The following is a 13,792-nucleotide window of genomic DNA, read 5'->3' as shown; positions in this document are numbered from 1 at the left end:
ACGCCTTGTACCCCCGGTGCCGTACAGCCTAGCAAAGCCGGCGATGGTTGCAAGCATCTGAAGAACCATAGCATGCTGCGATCGCAAACGGCGGCCACTGAGGCGCCTCTGATGTCAAAGCCCATTGCGGTCACCGGCTGCGTGTGATTAGTTCCCGCTCGAATTTGGGAGGGGGCGTGGGGAACACGTGCCCGACGAGGCAGCCACCTCCGATTCGTGAGCTCTGGGGAGTGATGTCGTGGACCTGCATGCCAATCTTGCCGCCGTTTCCATCCGTTGCATGGGCGATGTGCGCATCGCTGCCGAGGCCCTGCGTGATATCGCGCTCGGCTGCAGCGGACTGCACATCGTGATGACCGACAATATCGCTTCCAAGGCACCGATGGAGGATGCCGAGGGCAATGTGCTGGCCGCCGATGTTTATGGCTGGACAGGCGAGAACGAACATTGGTGGAAAGACAGCAAGTTGGCGCTGTCGTCGCCGCTGCCGCGGGCCTGTCGTTATGAATCCGAAGTGTTCTGGGCCAATGCCGAAGGCTTCCGCACGCGCCAGCCCAACCCCTATCTCGACGAAATGAGCCTCGAGAATTTCGAGAAGCGCGCGCTGACCAAGGCCGCCATCGTCGTGCCCGTGCACCTGCCGTTCGGCCAGATCGGTGCAGTGTGCTTCGTGTCGCGTGATCCGGCCCGCGCCGATCTGTCGGCAGAATATGATGCCTTTGCCGATGAATTCGCGCTGCTGTCGCACCGATTCGTTGCCGGATATGTCAAGGCACACCGCACCCGCCGCTGGCTGCCGTGCGATTGCCAGCTCACCAAACGCGAAGTGGAATGCCTGCGTTGGGCCAGCATCGGCAAGACCGACAAGGAAATCAGCCTGATCCTGTCGCGCAGCCACGCCACCGTGCGTTTCCATATCCAGAATGCCGGCGAGAAATTGAACGCCGTCAACCGCAGCCAGACGATCTTCAAGGCCGCGCAACTCGGCTATCTGGGCGCTGCAGCCTGATTTTCATTCATGGCGGGTGAAGCCGTGGCCCGATAAGGCTGCGCCATGAAGAAGCTTGCCCTCCTTATGGCCGCGATGCTGGCCTCCCCCGCTGCTGCCACCAGCCTGGCCGAAATCGCGGCCTCGTTGAAAGGCACCACCAGCCTGGCCGCCGATTTCACCCAGGCCGGCGCCGACGGCCGCGTGCTCTCTGGCAAATTGTGGCTGGCGCGTCCCGGGAAGGTGCGGTTTCAGTACGATACGGCCCGCATGCTGCTCGTTGCAGATGGCCGCACCTTGTCGTTTGTCGATTACGAGGTGAAACAGGTCAGCCAGTGGCCGGTACGCCGCACGCCGTTGCAGATCCTGCTCGCCGCCGAACCTGATCTGGCGCCGATCGCCCGCATCACCACCGACAATGCCGATCTGGTCGAAGTGGCGGCGCGCGATCCCAAACGGCCGGAATTTGGCACCTTGTCGATTCGCTTCACCCGCACGGCGGGCGCACCGGGCGGTCTTGCCCTGGCCGGCTGGTCCGCGCTGGATGCGCAAGGCGGCCGCAGCGAGGTGCGGCTGGCCAATGTCCGCTATAACGCCAGCCTGAACGGGGTCTCGTTCGGTTTTGCCGATCCCCGCCGCGATGCGGTGCGGTGAACTTCACCCCCAAAATGAACCATGAAGGCCAGTCTCGTTCATGGGGCGGCAAGGTCGACTCCGCCATAACGGTCGCAGCAGACGACACGTCGCCTTTCGGGTTTGCCCCCCTGTTGACCGGAAGGGACACGTAACAAGGTCGTTCTGCTTGCGTGACGAGCGCACATAGGAACCCCTGGTGCCACACCCCCGGCGCCAGGGGTTTTTGTTGGCAGGTGACGAACCGCGCGGCTTCGCCTAAACGCTGGCCATGGCCATCCGTATCGCCACCTGGAACATCAACAGCGTTCGCGCCCGTATCGACATTGTCGAACAATTCCTGCGCGATCATGAACCCGACATCCTGTGCCTGCAGGAAACCAAGGTCGCCAACGATGTGTTTCCCCACAAATTGTTCGAAGCCATGGGCTATGATCACCGCTTCCTGAACGGGCAGCGCATGCACCACGGCGTTGCCACCATCAGCCGCGTGCCGCTGGAGGGTGCCTGGCGCTATGACTGGCAGGACAATGGCGAAGCGCGCCACATCGGCGTGCGCCTGACGAATGGGATTCTGGTGGAAAATGTCTATGTGCCGGCCGGCGGCGATGTCGCCGATCGCACGCTCAACCCGAAATTCGGCCAGAAGCTGGATTTCGTCGAACGCATGACCCGCTGGTCGCAAACGCTGGCCGAACCCACCGTGATCGTTGGTGATTTCAATATCGCGCCGCTGGAATGCGATGTGTGGAATCACAAGGCGCTGCTCGATGTCGTGTCGCACACGCCCATCGAGATCGAGGCGCTGGCCGCGTTCCAGCAAAGCCACAACTGGGTGGATGTCGCCCGCCGTTTCGTGCCGGAACCGGAAAAATTCTTCACCTGGTGGAGCTATCGCAACAATGACTGGCGCGCCTCCGATCGTGGCCGGCGGCTCGATCATGTCTGGTGCTCGCCCGTGCTGGCACCGGCGGTGACCGCCTTCGAAGCAGTGCGCAACGCGCGCGACTGGGGCAAGCCGTCCGACCATATCCCGCAGATCGTCACGCTCGATCTGTGAGCATCGCGCCGGCCTATCTTGCCGAAGCCGCCAGCGATGCGCTGCGCCGCGGGCGGATCGTGGGCGTCGGGTCATTGGCCATCCTTTCCGCCGAACTGGCCGATGCCGATTCGCTGGCGGCCCTGGAAACCGCATCGCGCGCCGGCCTGATCATCACCGCCCGCCGCGCTGCCGTGCTCAACCTCGCCAACCAGATCGCCGCCGCTGCGCCCGATCCCGAACCGGTGTGGGTGGATCGGCCCGATTGGCTCGATCTGCCCGGCAGCCGCGCCGTCGCCGATCCGGTGCTCGATCTCGCCACCCCGTTCAAAGGCCCGTTCCGCACAAGGGCGCTGGCCGGCGACACGGTTTCCGCCCGCGCCACCATCGCGCTCGCCAAACATGCCGGGCTGATCCCCGCCGTCTATGCCGCACCGCTGGCCGGCGTAGACGCGGCGCTGACCTGCCCCGCCGATGCCGTGCTCGCCCTGCCCCCCGCAATGGCCCGCGTCCGCCTGTCCAGCCGCGCCCGCCTGCCGCTGGCGGCCGCCGAAGACTGCGACGTCGTCGCCTTCCGCCCCGACGATGGCGGGCCGGAGCATCTGGCGCTGGTGATCGGCAGCCCCGCCACCGATCAACCCGTGCTCACCCGCCTGCACAGCGCCTGCCTCACCGGCGATGTGCTCGGCAGCCTGAAATGCGACTGTGGCCCCCAACTCCACGCCGCCATCGCTGCCATCGCCGGCAATCCCCAAGGCGGCATCCTCCTCTATCTGCAACAGGAAGGCCGCGGCATCGGCCTGCTCAACAAGCTCCGCGCCTATGCCCTGCAGGATCAGGGCTGGGACACGGTCGACGCCAACACCCGCCTCGGCTTCGAACCCGACGAGCGCGATTTCAGCCTGGCCGCCGCCATGCTGCGCGCGCTTGATGTCGGCAGCGTCACCCTGCTCACCAACAACCCGCTGAAAGTCGCCGGCCTTGCCGCCCACGGCCTGGCGGTGGACCGCATCGCCCACGATCTCCCTCCCAACCCCCACAACGCCGCCTACCTCGCCACCAAACGCGACCGGCAGGGGCATCTCCTTTAACCCCTCTCCCCTTGCGGGAGAGGGAGGGGCCCGCCGCGCAGTGGCGGGAGGGTGAGGGGTTGCAAACGCCGTGATAGAGGCAACCCATGACCATCTTCCACGCCAACCCAACCACCCACAGCATCACCGGTCTCGGCCAAACCCACCCCGCCAGCTTCGGCAAAGGCGGATATTGCCCCGCGCCCGACAAACGCGAAGGCGACGGCAAGACCCCGCTGGGCCTCTGGCCCATCCGCGCCGCCCTCCTGCGCCCCGATCGCCTGCCCACCCCGCGCACGGCACTCCCCTGGCGCTGGCTCCGCCCCTGGGATGGCTGGAGCGACGCCATCACCGACCCCGCCTACAACCGCCCCGTCTTCATGCCGCACCCCTTCAGCGCCGAGTCCCTCTGGCGCGACGACCACGCCTACGATCTCATCCTCATCCTCGCCCACAACGACGCGCCCCCCACCCCCGGCCTGGGCAGCGCCATCTTCTGGCACTGCCGCCAACCCGACGGCCGCCCCACCGAAGGCTGCGCGGCGCAAGACCGCGAAACGCTCTTCCACTGGCTGGAAGCGATGGCGCCGGGGGACGCGGTTTCGATTCTTGCAGCGTGAAAGAGGCCTCCGGCGGGCAGGGCCTGAGGCCCTGCACCCACTTTCGTTTTCATTTGCACCTGCCGCCAACGCGCACTCGTCACCCCGGACTTGATCCGGGGCTTGGCTTCCTTGGCGCGTCGGATCAGCATCCTTGCCAGCCACCAAATTCCCAAGAATGTTATTTACAAGGTTACAAAGGTTCCGCTTTTTCGGGTTTGCCGGCACATGATGTGCCAATATCTGTCGGTGGTTTTCGCCACCCCATGCGCCGTTGCAGTTTTGACGCATTGGACGGATCGGCCGGGATTCAGCCTTGTTTTCATTGATCAACTCAATTCCGCCGCACAAAATCAACCGACTTCGCCATGATGACAGGCTTTACCCGTGTAGGACAGCTATGGTGCCAACACCTCGGGGTTGATGTTTATAACAAAACGCTATAAACACTTGTATGGTCAAGCCCATCGCGTATAGCCGGGACGCCCTGAAAAGCCTGTCGAGGATGGACCGGGCCACGGCCACGCGGATTGTCGCCAAGATCGAACAATTGGCGACAGCGCCCGAAACGCTGGCCAACAATATCAAGCGGCTGGCCGGCGGCGATGATCTGATGCGGCTGCGCGTGGGGGATTGGCGGGTGGTGTATCGCGATGGCCAGGTGCTGGCCATCATCCGCATCGCCAGTCGCGGCAGCGTTTATGAATGAGGATGGACGATGAACCACCAACCCCAGCGTTTTCAGGCCCCTGATGGCACCGAAATGGTGGTGCTGACGGCGGCTGACTATGAACGGCTGTCCCTGCTGGCCGAAGATGCCGAAGACATCATCGCCGGCCGCGCCGGCCTGGCGAGCATCGCGCAGGACGGCGCGGTGCCGGGCGAGGTCGTGGCGCTGATGATCAGGGATGGCCTCTCGCCCCTGGCCGCCTGGCGCCGCCATCGCGGGCTGACCCAAACCGAACTGGCCCGCCGCGCCGGCCTCTCCCAAGTCTGGGTCAACCGGATCGAAGCCGGCAAGGGGTACGGCACGCCGACCACGCGCGCCAAGCTGGCCGCCGCGCTAGAGGCACCGGTCTGGGCGCTGGATGAAGCTATTGAGGTGCGCGAAAGCTGAGGTGCGCCGCGGGACATGGGCCGGGCTTGTGCGGTGCCGGAAGACCGGCGCTGGTGGCAACGGAGTGAGGAAAGAAGGCCTCCGGCGGGCAGGGGCGAGGCCCCTGCACCCATGAGTTTCTGGGTGCCCTTGGTGGCAGGTATGGGGCGGTGAGCGGAATTTCGGGTCCGAGTCGCTCTTTCTGGGGAAGCAGACATACGTTGCCCAATTGCAATAGCTTATCGCTGATCGTGCACATGCCGATGGCGCTCGATTTCCTTTAGACGGCTGGTACTGGCCCATATTGATGAGCATTCGCTTGTAAATGCGCCCGCACGTGGTCGACCCACGCCGGGTACCAATACCATGCCCCATCAGCCAGAGTCGTCCCAAATGCTTTGCCTGGAGCCTTAGCGTCCGCCGCCTGCCAAAGCTGTGTATGATTATGAAAATTGAAGCGCGGATAGCCCTCCTCTCTCATCAAAGAGACGATCTGACCCGGCTTAAGCTTCGGTTTTTCGACTTCTTTCAACGCCAGTCGAACATGGTCACCCTTCTCAGTGCCCGGACGGAGAAACTCAATGACTTGATCTGCCTTGCCTCGCGAGTTCACGGCTTGCTCGATGTACGCGACGCGATAAGAGTAGCGTGGATCAGCCACCATCTCGTCGGTCAACCCATCCTCATATTCAGTGTGAGCTGCTTGGATGTGAGCCGGCATATCCGTCGCGGAGAGCAGAATGTTACGATGATCTCTGCTGATACCGCTGAACTGCAGGGCGAGGGATAGATCTCGGTCGAGGCCGTGCTGCGCGCCGGCAATCTCCTTTATAGCACGGTTAAAATTCAAGCAGCAGGCCTGCAGCTTCGCTGAGATCGTGTCATCGATCTGGTTTGTGAGTTGGTGCTCAATCTCATGCCGAATCGTGATCAAAAACCTGAGGTTCGCAATCGTCGGAGCATCGAGAGGACATTCGGCGTAGTCGATGCACGCCTCAAGCTCCCAATGTTTGTCTGCTCCGTGCCGCGTTTTCAGGACGGTCTCAACACCGTCCACCGTTCGCTTATAACGGATATCGACACCGTTTCGACGGTAATGCCAGTGAAGAAGGTACACGTAAGCAATTACCGCGATGACAATGAACATTTCGCTCTTAAAATAGGCACGGGGATTATTGAAGCCTTGCACCGCTTGGAGCATCGCTTCGCGCGCTTTAACAAGCAACTCGTCGCCGCGAAGGTGAGCTCCGGTGACCGGATCAATCTGTGGCCAAGCCTGCAAAAATGCATCAAGTTCTGCTTGGCTGGCGGCAGCAACGTTGCGGTGTTTTGTTTGATTCCGAATTTCGGCAATCCGTGCATGGTTGATGCTACGAGTTGGCCTCGTAAAGTAGGCAAGGATGTCCTGATCGATTAAATTAAGTTCTGAGATCATGCGCTTAATCAGCGCGATTTCCCAACGTTCCAGTTTATTTGCGGCATTGCGTTTCGGTCTCTGCGCCATTCCCACCATCCCCGCTGCCTAAATTGGTTCATACCGGCGATATTAGGATAGGAGGTCAAGCCTACCGACCTTCGTCAACTGATTCTTGATCCAGATTTTATATTTTGCACTCGTGCCTTCGAGTTCCTCACGCATACTGATCTCGGTAATCGAAAAATTGTTAGGAATACTAAATTTGAGTCCTCTTCGGATCAGCGAGCAGACAACATAGTCGTACCCGACGTTTGGGTCTTCATGATATTCGATCGCGCATAAGCCAAATACCTCCATTATGAGCGGATCGACGATGGTGTAGATGAACTCAAGTGACAAGGTCCGGAGATCATCCTTCTCCGGGGCGCAAAAGTGCTGGATGGAATTGCGCGCCAACCTCACCCGCTCGTAGCATTCTCGGTTAGGAATGCGCCTGCCCGTGGTCGCCCAAAGCACCTGGGGCAGACGCTCAAAATCATGTGTCCTGCCCCGCCTGATCAGCGCTTCGATATCGAGAAGCTTGCCATTGTTTTCGTCCAAGGCGAACAGATCTTTGAAAATTAGGAGTGGATGCTCTCGGGCAATAATTGCCTTCAAAAAGAGCTCACCTGCGTGAGCCGCGTTGAGAATGCACAAATGATCCCAATATTCCCGGCCAGGATCGGAGTAGACAGCGTGTGTGTTAGCTTGGCTGAGCGCGCCGATCGCGAGGTTTAGAATGCGATCCGGTATGTTTTCCAAATCCGAATTCAAGCGTCAGCTCCTTCAGATCCGAGTTTAGTTACCGCCTGCAATATGAAAAAAGCAGATCTTACGTTCAGTAGACGAGTAGTCTCACGATCGGAACTGAGGCGCAAGGCAGCCTGACTGCCGTTAAGTCCATAGCAGAGCGTCCGCTTGTGGGAATAAACTCGACCTACTCAGACGTCCGAAAATAGCGCGAATTGCTGCCGCCCAGCGCACCCGAAAACAATCGGGTGCAGGGTCCTCGACCCTGCCCGCCGGAGGCCCCCCTTCCTTGAAACCTACCGGAGCGCCTCATCGTACCAAGCCGCCACATCATCGCGCAGCTTGGCCAATTCCGGCTCCGACAGATAGATCATGTGGCCGGACTGGTAGTAGGTGAATTTGATGTTCTTCCGGATGTCGGCGGGCAGGGCCATGTGGCTGGCGTCGAACTCGGCGCCGAAGAAGGGGGTGGCCATGTCGTAGTAGCCGTTGAGGAACAGGACTTTCATACGCGGGTTGGCGCGCATGGTGTAGGCGAGGTCGACGGCGGTGTTGGGGGTGGTTTGGACGCCGCCGCCACGGGGGCCCCGGTGGGTCCAGTCCCAGCTCCAGCCGGGTTCGCGGGCGGTGAGGCGGTAGGGGAGGTCGGTCTTGATGCCGAGGGTCTTCACCGCATAATCCTGGAAGGCGCTGAAATAGGCGCCGGTGATGGCGGTGCTGGCCGGGTCTTCGTCGGGGCTGTCGGCGTTGAGGTCGGTGGGCGGCAGGGTGTAGCGGGTGTCGAGCCGGCCGATGGACTGCCCACGCGTGCGCAGCAGTTCGGTCTGGAAATGCGCCAGGTCCACGCGCAGGTTGGCGCGTTTCAGGAAATCGATGGGCAGGCCGGTGTAGGCGTGCATTTGCGCGGCGATGGCGTCCGCTTCGGCGTCGGAGAGGTTGCTGCCCTTCATCAGCGCGGCGGCGTAGGGGCCGAGCGTCCAGGCGCGGACTTCGTTGACGAAGGCGTCGATATTGGCGGGCTTCGCGCCGGGCATTGTGCCGTGATACCAGGCGGTGGCGGCATAGCCGGGGAACAGGGTGAGGTAATTCTGGTCATAGCCGGCCTGGCGCACGCCATAGTTCATGATGGTCGACAGCAAGGCGACGCCGTTCAGCGACAGGCCGCGTTCTTCCAGCATGCGCGCCAGCACGCCGGAGCGCAGCGTGCCGTAGCTTTCACCGAACAGGAATTTCGGCGATTTCCAGCGGTTGTTCTTGTTCACATAGCGGATGATGGCGCGCGCGAAGGCATCGCCATCCTGATCGACGCCGTTGAAATCGCGGAATGTCTTGTCACCCAGCGGGCGGGACCAGCCAGCGCCGGGGGCATCGATGAAGACGATGTCGGTCTTGTCGAGCAGGGTCCACGGATTGGGGCCGACGGCATAATCCTGCGGCGGCACATAGGCGGGCTTGTCGGTTTTCACGCGGACGGGGCCGAAGCTGCCCATGTGCAGCCAGATTGTCGCCGAGCCGGGGCCGCCGTTGTAGAAGAAGGTGACAGGCCGGTTGGGTTCTCCGGTCGTGTAGGCGGTGTAGAAGAGGCTGCCGGTGGGCCGGGCGTTGTCGTCGCGGATGGTGAGCGTGCCGGCGGTGGCGGTGTAGGCAATCGCCTTGCCCTTGACCGTGACGCTGCCCTTGGAGACGGCGGTTTGTTCCTCCACCGGCGCGCGGGCGGTGGCGGCATCGGCTTCGGCGATCATCGCGTCGCGGGGGGATTGGCGCTTGTCCTGGGCCAGCGCCGGGTGGGCGGTGGCCAGCAGCAGGCCGGCGAGCAGCAGGTTTTTCATGTGTAGTGTCCCCGTTTCATTCGCAATTGCCGCCCAGATGACATGACCGCCCGATGCAATCAACGCCGCCCGCGGCGCACGCCGGGCGGCACGCGGGATTGTCCGGGGCGGGGGGTGAAGCCGCCGCGCGGGCGGGTGCGGTCCCGGCGCGGCCCGGCGCTGCTGCCGGCTTCGGGCAGTTCATAGCGCAGCGCGCCGGTGATCGGGCTGGCCTCCACCAGGCGCAGTTCCAGCCGCTGGCCAACGGCATAGCGGGTGCCGCTCTCCGTGCCTTCCAGCACGCGGGCGTCTTCATCAAACACGAAGCGTTCGGCACCCAGCGTGGAAACCGGCACCAGCCCGTCGCCGCCCAGGCCTTCGACCGTGGCGAAGAAGCCGAACTTGGCGACGCCGGTGATGCGGGTTTTCAGCACGTCGCCGACCATGGTCGACAGGTAGGAGGCGACATAGCGATCGATGGTGTCGCGTTCGGCCTCCATGGCGCGGCGTTCGGTCATGCTGATGTGGTCGGCGGTCTTGCTGAGCGTCTTGTCTTCTTCGGCGTGCAGCCCGCCATCGCCCAGCCGATAGGCAGCGGCGAGGCTGCGGTGCACGACCAGATCGGCATAGCGGCGGATCGGCGAAGTGAAGTGGGCGTAACTGCCCAGCGCCAGGCCGAAGTGGCCGACATTTTCCGGCGTGTAATAGGCCTGCGTTTGCGTGCGCAGCACCTGTTGGGAGACTTCCTCATAATGCTCGCCGTCCTTGGCGCGGGCGAGGATGCGGTTGAAGATGGCGGGGCGGGCGACCTGGCCCATGGCGAGATTCTGGCCGAGGGTTTCGAGATAATCCTTCAGCGTGATCAGCTTCTCGCGGCTGGGGGCTTCGTGGCAGCGGAAGATGCAGGCGGCTTTCTTCTTCTCCAGCGCGCGCGCCGCCGCCACGTTGGCGGCGATCATGTAATCCTCGATCACCTGATGCGCGGCGAGATGCTCGCGCACCGCGATGCCGGCGATGCGGCCCTGTTCATCAAGCACGACGCGCTTTTCGGGCAGTTCCAGTGCCAGCGGTTCGCGATGGTCGCGCGCGTGTTTCAGCGCGGTCCAGCAATCCCACAGCGGTTGCAGCACGGGCAGATATTCGCCCGCCCCGCTGTCCATGGTGGCCTGCGCCTCTTCATAGGCGATGTTGGCGACGCAGCGGATGACGGCGCGGGTGAAGCGCCAACTGAGCAATTTGCCGTCGGCATCGATGTGCAGGTGGCAGGCCATCACGGCGCGGTCTTCGTTGGCCACCAGGCTGCACGCGTCGGCCGACAGGACTTCCGGCAGCATCGGCACGACGCGATCGGGGAAATAGACGCTGTTGCCGCGGCTGCGCGCCGAACGGTCCAGCGAACTGCCGGGGCGCACGTAGAAACTGACGTCTGCAATGGCGACGATGGCGCGAAACTGGCCCTTGTGGTCTGGATCGGGCGCCGCCCACACGGCATCGTCATGGTCGCGCGCGTCGGACGGGTCGATGGTCAGGAACGGCAGCGCACGCAGATCCTCGCGATGGCCCAAAGGCTGCTTGGCAATGCGGTCGGCCTCCTCCAGCGTCGATTCATCAAAGCGGTGGGGAATGCCCTTGGCGTGGATGGCGATCAGGCTGAAGGCGCGCGGCAGGAACGGGTCGCCCAGCACCTCGACGACGCGGCCGGTGACACGCGGCGGGCGGCCGCTGGGTTCGGCCAGCACCAGATCGCCGGCCTGGGCGTCGCCGGGGTCGCTGATGGCGAGATCGCTCCGCGCCTTCTTGTCCACCGGCACCAGCCGCCAGCCCAGCGGTTCGCGGCGCAGGATGCCGAGGATATACTCTTCCGATTTGGCCAGCGCCTTCATCGGGAAGGCCGCCAAGCCGCCGCCCTGTTCCTCGATGCGCGCCAGGAAACGATCGCCCAGGCCAAAGGCACCGCGCTTGCGGCCTTCGATCACGCGCAGGCGCGGGGGCGGGCCGGGGTGTTCCCAGCGGTCGGGCACGGCAATGGCCTGGCCATCGGCGATATCGGCCACGCGCAGCACGGTGACCTTGGGCAGGCCGCCACCCTTGTGGAGATTGCGGCCAGGGCCGGTTTCCAGTTCGCCGGCCTCCATCATTTCTTTCAAAAGGGATTTCAGCGCGATCTTGTCTTGCGCGTGCAGGCCGAACGCCTTGGCGATCTCGCGCTTGCCGACGCTGGTTCTCTGGGTGGCGATGAAATCGAGGATTGCCTGCCGGTCTGGCAGGCCGGGGGCAGGGCGGCGCGGCGGGCGGGACATGGGCAGCACCATGGGCGCTTGGGGGGCCAGGGGCAACCCCACCCCCAGCCCCTCCCGCGAGCGGGAGGGGAGCAGATTGTGCGTGTGGGGCATTCCCCCCCCACCAGCCCGAACGACTCTCCTCCCGCTTGCGGGAGGGGCCGGGGGTGGGGTTTGGGGTGAGCAAATCGGCCCCATTGTGCGCAGCGCTCGCCCGGCCCATATGCGCAGCCATGCAATCCATGGCCGCCCCGCACGCGCCGCCGCAAGGTGATGCCGATTTCCGGACGTTGCGGCGGTTCCTGCCCTATTTGTGGCCGGCGGGGCGCGGCGATCTGAAACTGCGCGTGGTCGCGGCCTTGGCTCTGGTGCTGCTGGGCAAGGGCGTGACACTCGCCATGCCCTACACGCTGAAACTGGCGCTGGATGCGATGGCGGCCCCCAAGGCCCTTGCTCCACCTGATGGCGTGATGGTGGCGGCGGCGCTGGTCGCGTCCTATGCGCTGGCGCGCTTTACCGGCGTGTTGTTCGACAATTTGCGCAACGCCGTGTTCGAACGCGTCGGGCAGGAAGCGGCGCGGCACCTGTCGCTGGACGTGTTCACCCACATCCATCAATTGTCGCTGCGCTTTCACCTCGAACGTCGCACCGGCGCGCTCACCCGCCTGATCGAACGCGGCACCAAGAGCATCGATACCATGCTCTATTTTCTGCTGTTCAACATTTTCCCGACCGTGATCGAGCTGACCGCGGTGTGCCTGCTGTTCTGGCGCGGCTTCGGGCCGGAACTGGTGGCGGCGACGCTGGTGATGGTGGTGGCCTATATCGTCTATACCCAGCGCATCACCGATTGGCGGGCCGCGCTGCGCCGCGAGATGGTGGAAAGCGACCAGCGCGCGACGGCGCGGGCGGTAGACAGTTTGCTGAATTACGAAACGGTCAAATATTTCAATGCCGAAGCCCATGAGAATGAGAATTATGGCAAGGCGATCAAGCGCTACACCGATGCCGCCACCAAATCCGAAGTGTCGCTGGCCTGGCTGAACGTCGGCCAGAGCCTGATCACCAACCTGCTGATGGCCGGCGCGTTGGCCTATGTCGTGTGGGGCTGGAATCAGGGCCGCTTCACCGTGGGTGATATCGCCTTCGTCAATGGGCTGCTGCTGCAATTGTTCCGGCCGCTCGACATGCTCGGCATGGTCTATCGCGAAATCCGCCAGGGCCTGATCGACATGGATGCGATGTTCCGGCTGACCGATACGGCACCGGAAATCGCCGATGCCGCCGATGCCGCGCCGCTGATCGTGAATGGCGGCCACATCCGCTTCGATGCGGTCAATTTCGGCTATGATCCGCGCCGGCAGATCCTGCACGAGGTCTCGTTCGACGTGCCGCCCGGTACCAAGCTGGCGGTGGTCGGCCATTCGGGCGCCGGCAAATCGACGCTCAGCCGCATCCTCTATCGCTTTTACGATATTCAGGGCGGGCGGGTCATGATCGATGGGCAGGATATCGCGCGCGTCACCCAGAACAGCTTGCGCCGCGCCATCGGCATCGTGCCGCAGGATACGGTGCTGTTCAACGACAGCATCCGGTACAATATCGCCTATGGCCGGCCCGATGCGAGCGAGGCCGACATCATCGCGGCGGCGCGCGGCGCGGCCATCCACGATTTCATCCTCGGCCTGCCCGACGGCTATGCCACGCAAGTGGGCGAACGCGGCCTGAAACTGTCTGGCGGCGAGAAACAGCGCGTGGCCATCGCCCGCACCATCCTGAAGAATCCGGCCATCCTGATCCTCGATGAGGCGACCAGCGCGCTGGACAGCGCCACCGAAGCCAGCATTCAGGATGCGCTGGGCGGCGTGAGCCAGGGCCGCACCACCATCGTCATCGCGCATCGTCTGTCCACCATCACCGATGCCGATGAAATATTGGTGCTGGATCGAGGCCGCATCATCGAACGCGGCCGCCATGAAGCGCTGCTGCTGCGCGGCGGCGCCTATGCCGAGATGTGGGCGTTGCAACAGGCCGAAGCCGAAATTGCCGGCCTCGCTCCGGCGTAATTAACGAT

12 protein-coding genes are annotated in these 13,792 nt (G+C 63.4%); 8 read left to right on the top strand and 4 right to left on the bottom strand.

Going from position 1 to position 13,792, the window contains the following annotated elements; translation table 11 throughout:
• Positions 1-238 precede the first annotated feature (238 nt).
• From ABWP22_RS00950 to ABWP22_RS00920, 7 genes are all read left to right on the top strand, one after another.
• Entirely contained in the window at positions 239-1,009 is a 771-nt protein-coding gene (locus ABWP22_RS00950; protein ID WP_353198051.1) for a helix-turn-helix transcriptional regulator, read from the top strand.
• A 45-nt stretch (positions 1,010-1,054) separates the two neighbouring features.
• On the top strand, positions 1,055-1,642 hold the full coding sequence (locus ABWP22_RS00945; RefSeq protein WP_353198050.1) for an outer membrane lipoprotein carrier protein LolA: 588 nt from the start codon (positions 1,055-1,057) through the stop codon (positions 1,640-1,642).
• A 244-nt stretch (positions 1,643-1,886) separates the two neighbouring features.
• A complete protein-coding gene (locus ABWP22_RS00940) occupies positions 1,887-2,681 on the top strand; it encodes an exodeoxyribonuclease III (RefSeq protein ID WP_353198409.1) in 795 nt (264 codons plus the stop codon).
• A complete protein-coding gene (ribA, locus tag ABWP22_RS00935) occupies positions 2,678-3,751 on the top strand; it encodes a GTP cyclohydrolase II RibA (RefSeq protein ID WP_353198049.1) in 1,074 nt (357 codons plus the stop codon). Before ABWP22_RS00940 ends, ribA begins: the two co-directional genes overlap by 4 nt.
• A gap of 86 nt (positions 3,752-3,837) precedes the next feature.
• Complete coding sequence (locus ABWP22_RS00930) at positions 3,838-4,350, top strand: L,D-transpeptidase family protein (protein ID WP_353198048.1); 513 nt, start codon at positions 3,838-3,840, stop codon at positions 4,348-4,350.
• Positions 4,351-4,783: 433 nt separating this feature from the next.
• Positions 4,784-5,038 (top strand): type II toxin-antitoxin system RelE family toxin, encoded by a 255-nt coding sequence (locus ABWP22_RS00925; protein ID WP_353198047.1) that lies wholly within the window; start codon positions 4,784-4,786, stop codon positions 5,036-5,038.
• A 9-nt stretch (positions 5,039-5,047) separates the two neighbouring features.
• Positions 5,048-5,446 (top strand): helix-turn-helix domain-containing protein, encoded by a 399-nt coding sequence (locus ABWP22_RS00920; protein ID WP_353198046.1) that lies wholly within the window; start codon positions 5,048-5,050, stop codon positions 5,444-5,446.
• Positions 5,447-5,705: 259 nt separating this feature from the next.
• Here the strand turns inward: ABWP22_RS00920 and ABWP22_RS00915 are convergent, their stop codons facing one another.
• The 4 genes from ABWP22_RS00915 to ABWP22_RS00900 all read right to left on the bottom strand — a co-directional run bounded on the left by ABWP22_RS00915 (position 5,706) and on the right by ABWP22_RS00900 (position 11,739).
• A complete protein-coding gene (locus ABWP22_RS00915; protein ID WP_353198045.1) occupies positions 5,706-6,929 on the bottom strand; it encodes a DUF3644 domain-containing protein in 1,224 nt (407 codons plus the stop codon).
• 42 nt (positions 6,930-6,971) lie between these two features.
• Positions 6,972-7,655, bottom strand: coding sequence for a hypothetical protein (locus ABWP22_RS00910; RefSeq protein ID WP_353198044.1), 684 nt, complete (start codon positions 7,653-7,655; stop codon positions 6,972-6,974).
• A 272-nt stretch (positions 7,656-7,927) separates the two neighbouring features.
• Positions 7,928-9,460 carry a S10 family peptidase gene (locus ABWP22_RS00905; RefSeq protein ID WP_353198043.1) on the bottom strand — a complete coding sequence of 511 codons (1,533 nt, stop codon included), beginning with the start codon at positions 9,458-9,460 and terminating at the stop codon, positions 7,928-7,930.
• 59 nt (positions 9,461-9,519) lie between these two features.
• Positions 9,520-11,739: a ribonuclease R family protein gene (locus ABWP22_RS00900; RefSeq protein WP_353198042.1), complete on the bottom strand. Its 2,220-nt coding sequence runs from the start codon at positions 11,737-11,739 to the stop codon at positions 9,520-9,522.
• A 221-nt stretch (positions 11,740-11,960) separates the two neighbouring features.
• On the opposite strand from ABWP22_RS00900, the gene ABWP22_RS00895 reads away from it, so the two are divergent.
• Complete coding sequence (locus tag ABWP22_RS00895; protein WP_502951073.1) at positions 11,961-13,784, top strand: ABCB family ABC transporter ATP-binding protein/permease; 1,824 nt, start codon at positions 11,961-11,963, stop codon at positions 13,782-13,784.
• The last annotated feature ends 8 nt before the right edge of the window (positions 13,785-13,792 follow it).

It is taken from the genome of Sandarakinorhabdus sp. (genome assembly GCF_040398665.1).
In the GTDB taxonomy this organism is placed as follows: Bacteria; Pseudomonadota; Alphaproteobacteria; order Sphingomonadales; family Sphingomonadaceae; genus Sandarakinorhabdus.
This window is presented reverse-complemented; position numbering and strand designations above follow the sequence as displayed.

What these genes read in the sequence shown, in the direction of transcription:
- ABWP22_RS00905 (WP_353198043.1), bottom strand. Translation starts at nt 9,460, where the DNA reads ATGAAAAACCTGCTGCTCGCCGGCCTGCTGCTGGCCACCGCCCACCCG.
- ABWP22_RS00900 (WP_353198042.1), bottom strand. Translation starts at nt 11,739, where the DNA reads ATGTCCCGCCCGCCGCGCCGCCCTGCCCCCGGCCTGCCAGACCGGCAG.
- ABWP22_RS00915 (WP_353198045.1), bottom strand. Translation starts at nt 6,929, where the DNA reads ATGGCGCAGAGACCGAAACGCAATGCCGCAAATAAACTGGAACGTTGG.
- ABWP22_RS00945 (WP_353198050.1), top strand. Translation starts at nt 1,055, where the DNA reads ATGAAGAAGCTTGCCCTCCTTATGGCCGCGATGCTGGCCTCCCCCGCT.
- ABWP22_RS00930 (WP_353198048.1), top strand. Translation starts at nt 3,838, where the DNA reads ATGACCATCTTCCACGCCAACCCAACCACCCACAGCATCACCGGTCTC.
- ABWP22_RS00925 (WP_353198047.1), top strand. Translation starts at nt 4,784, where the DNA reads ATGGTCAAGCCCATCGCGTATAGCCGGGACGCCCTGAAAAGCCTGTCG.
- ABWP22_RS00895 (WP_502951073.1), top strand. Translation starts at nt 11,961, where the DNA reads ATGGCCGCCCCGCACGCGCCGCCGCAAGGTGATGCCGATTTCCGGACG.
- ABWP22_RS00920 (WP_353198046.1), top strand. Translation starts at nt 5,048, where the DNA reads ATGAACCACCAACCCCAGCGTTTTCAGGCCCCTGATGGCACCGAAATG.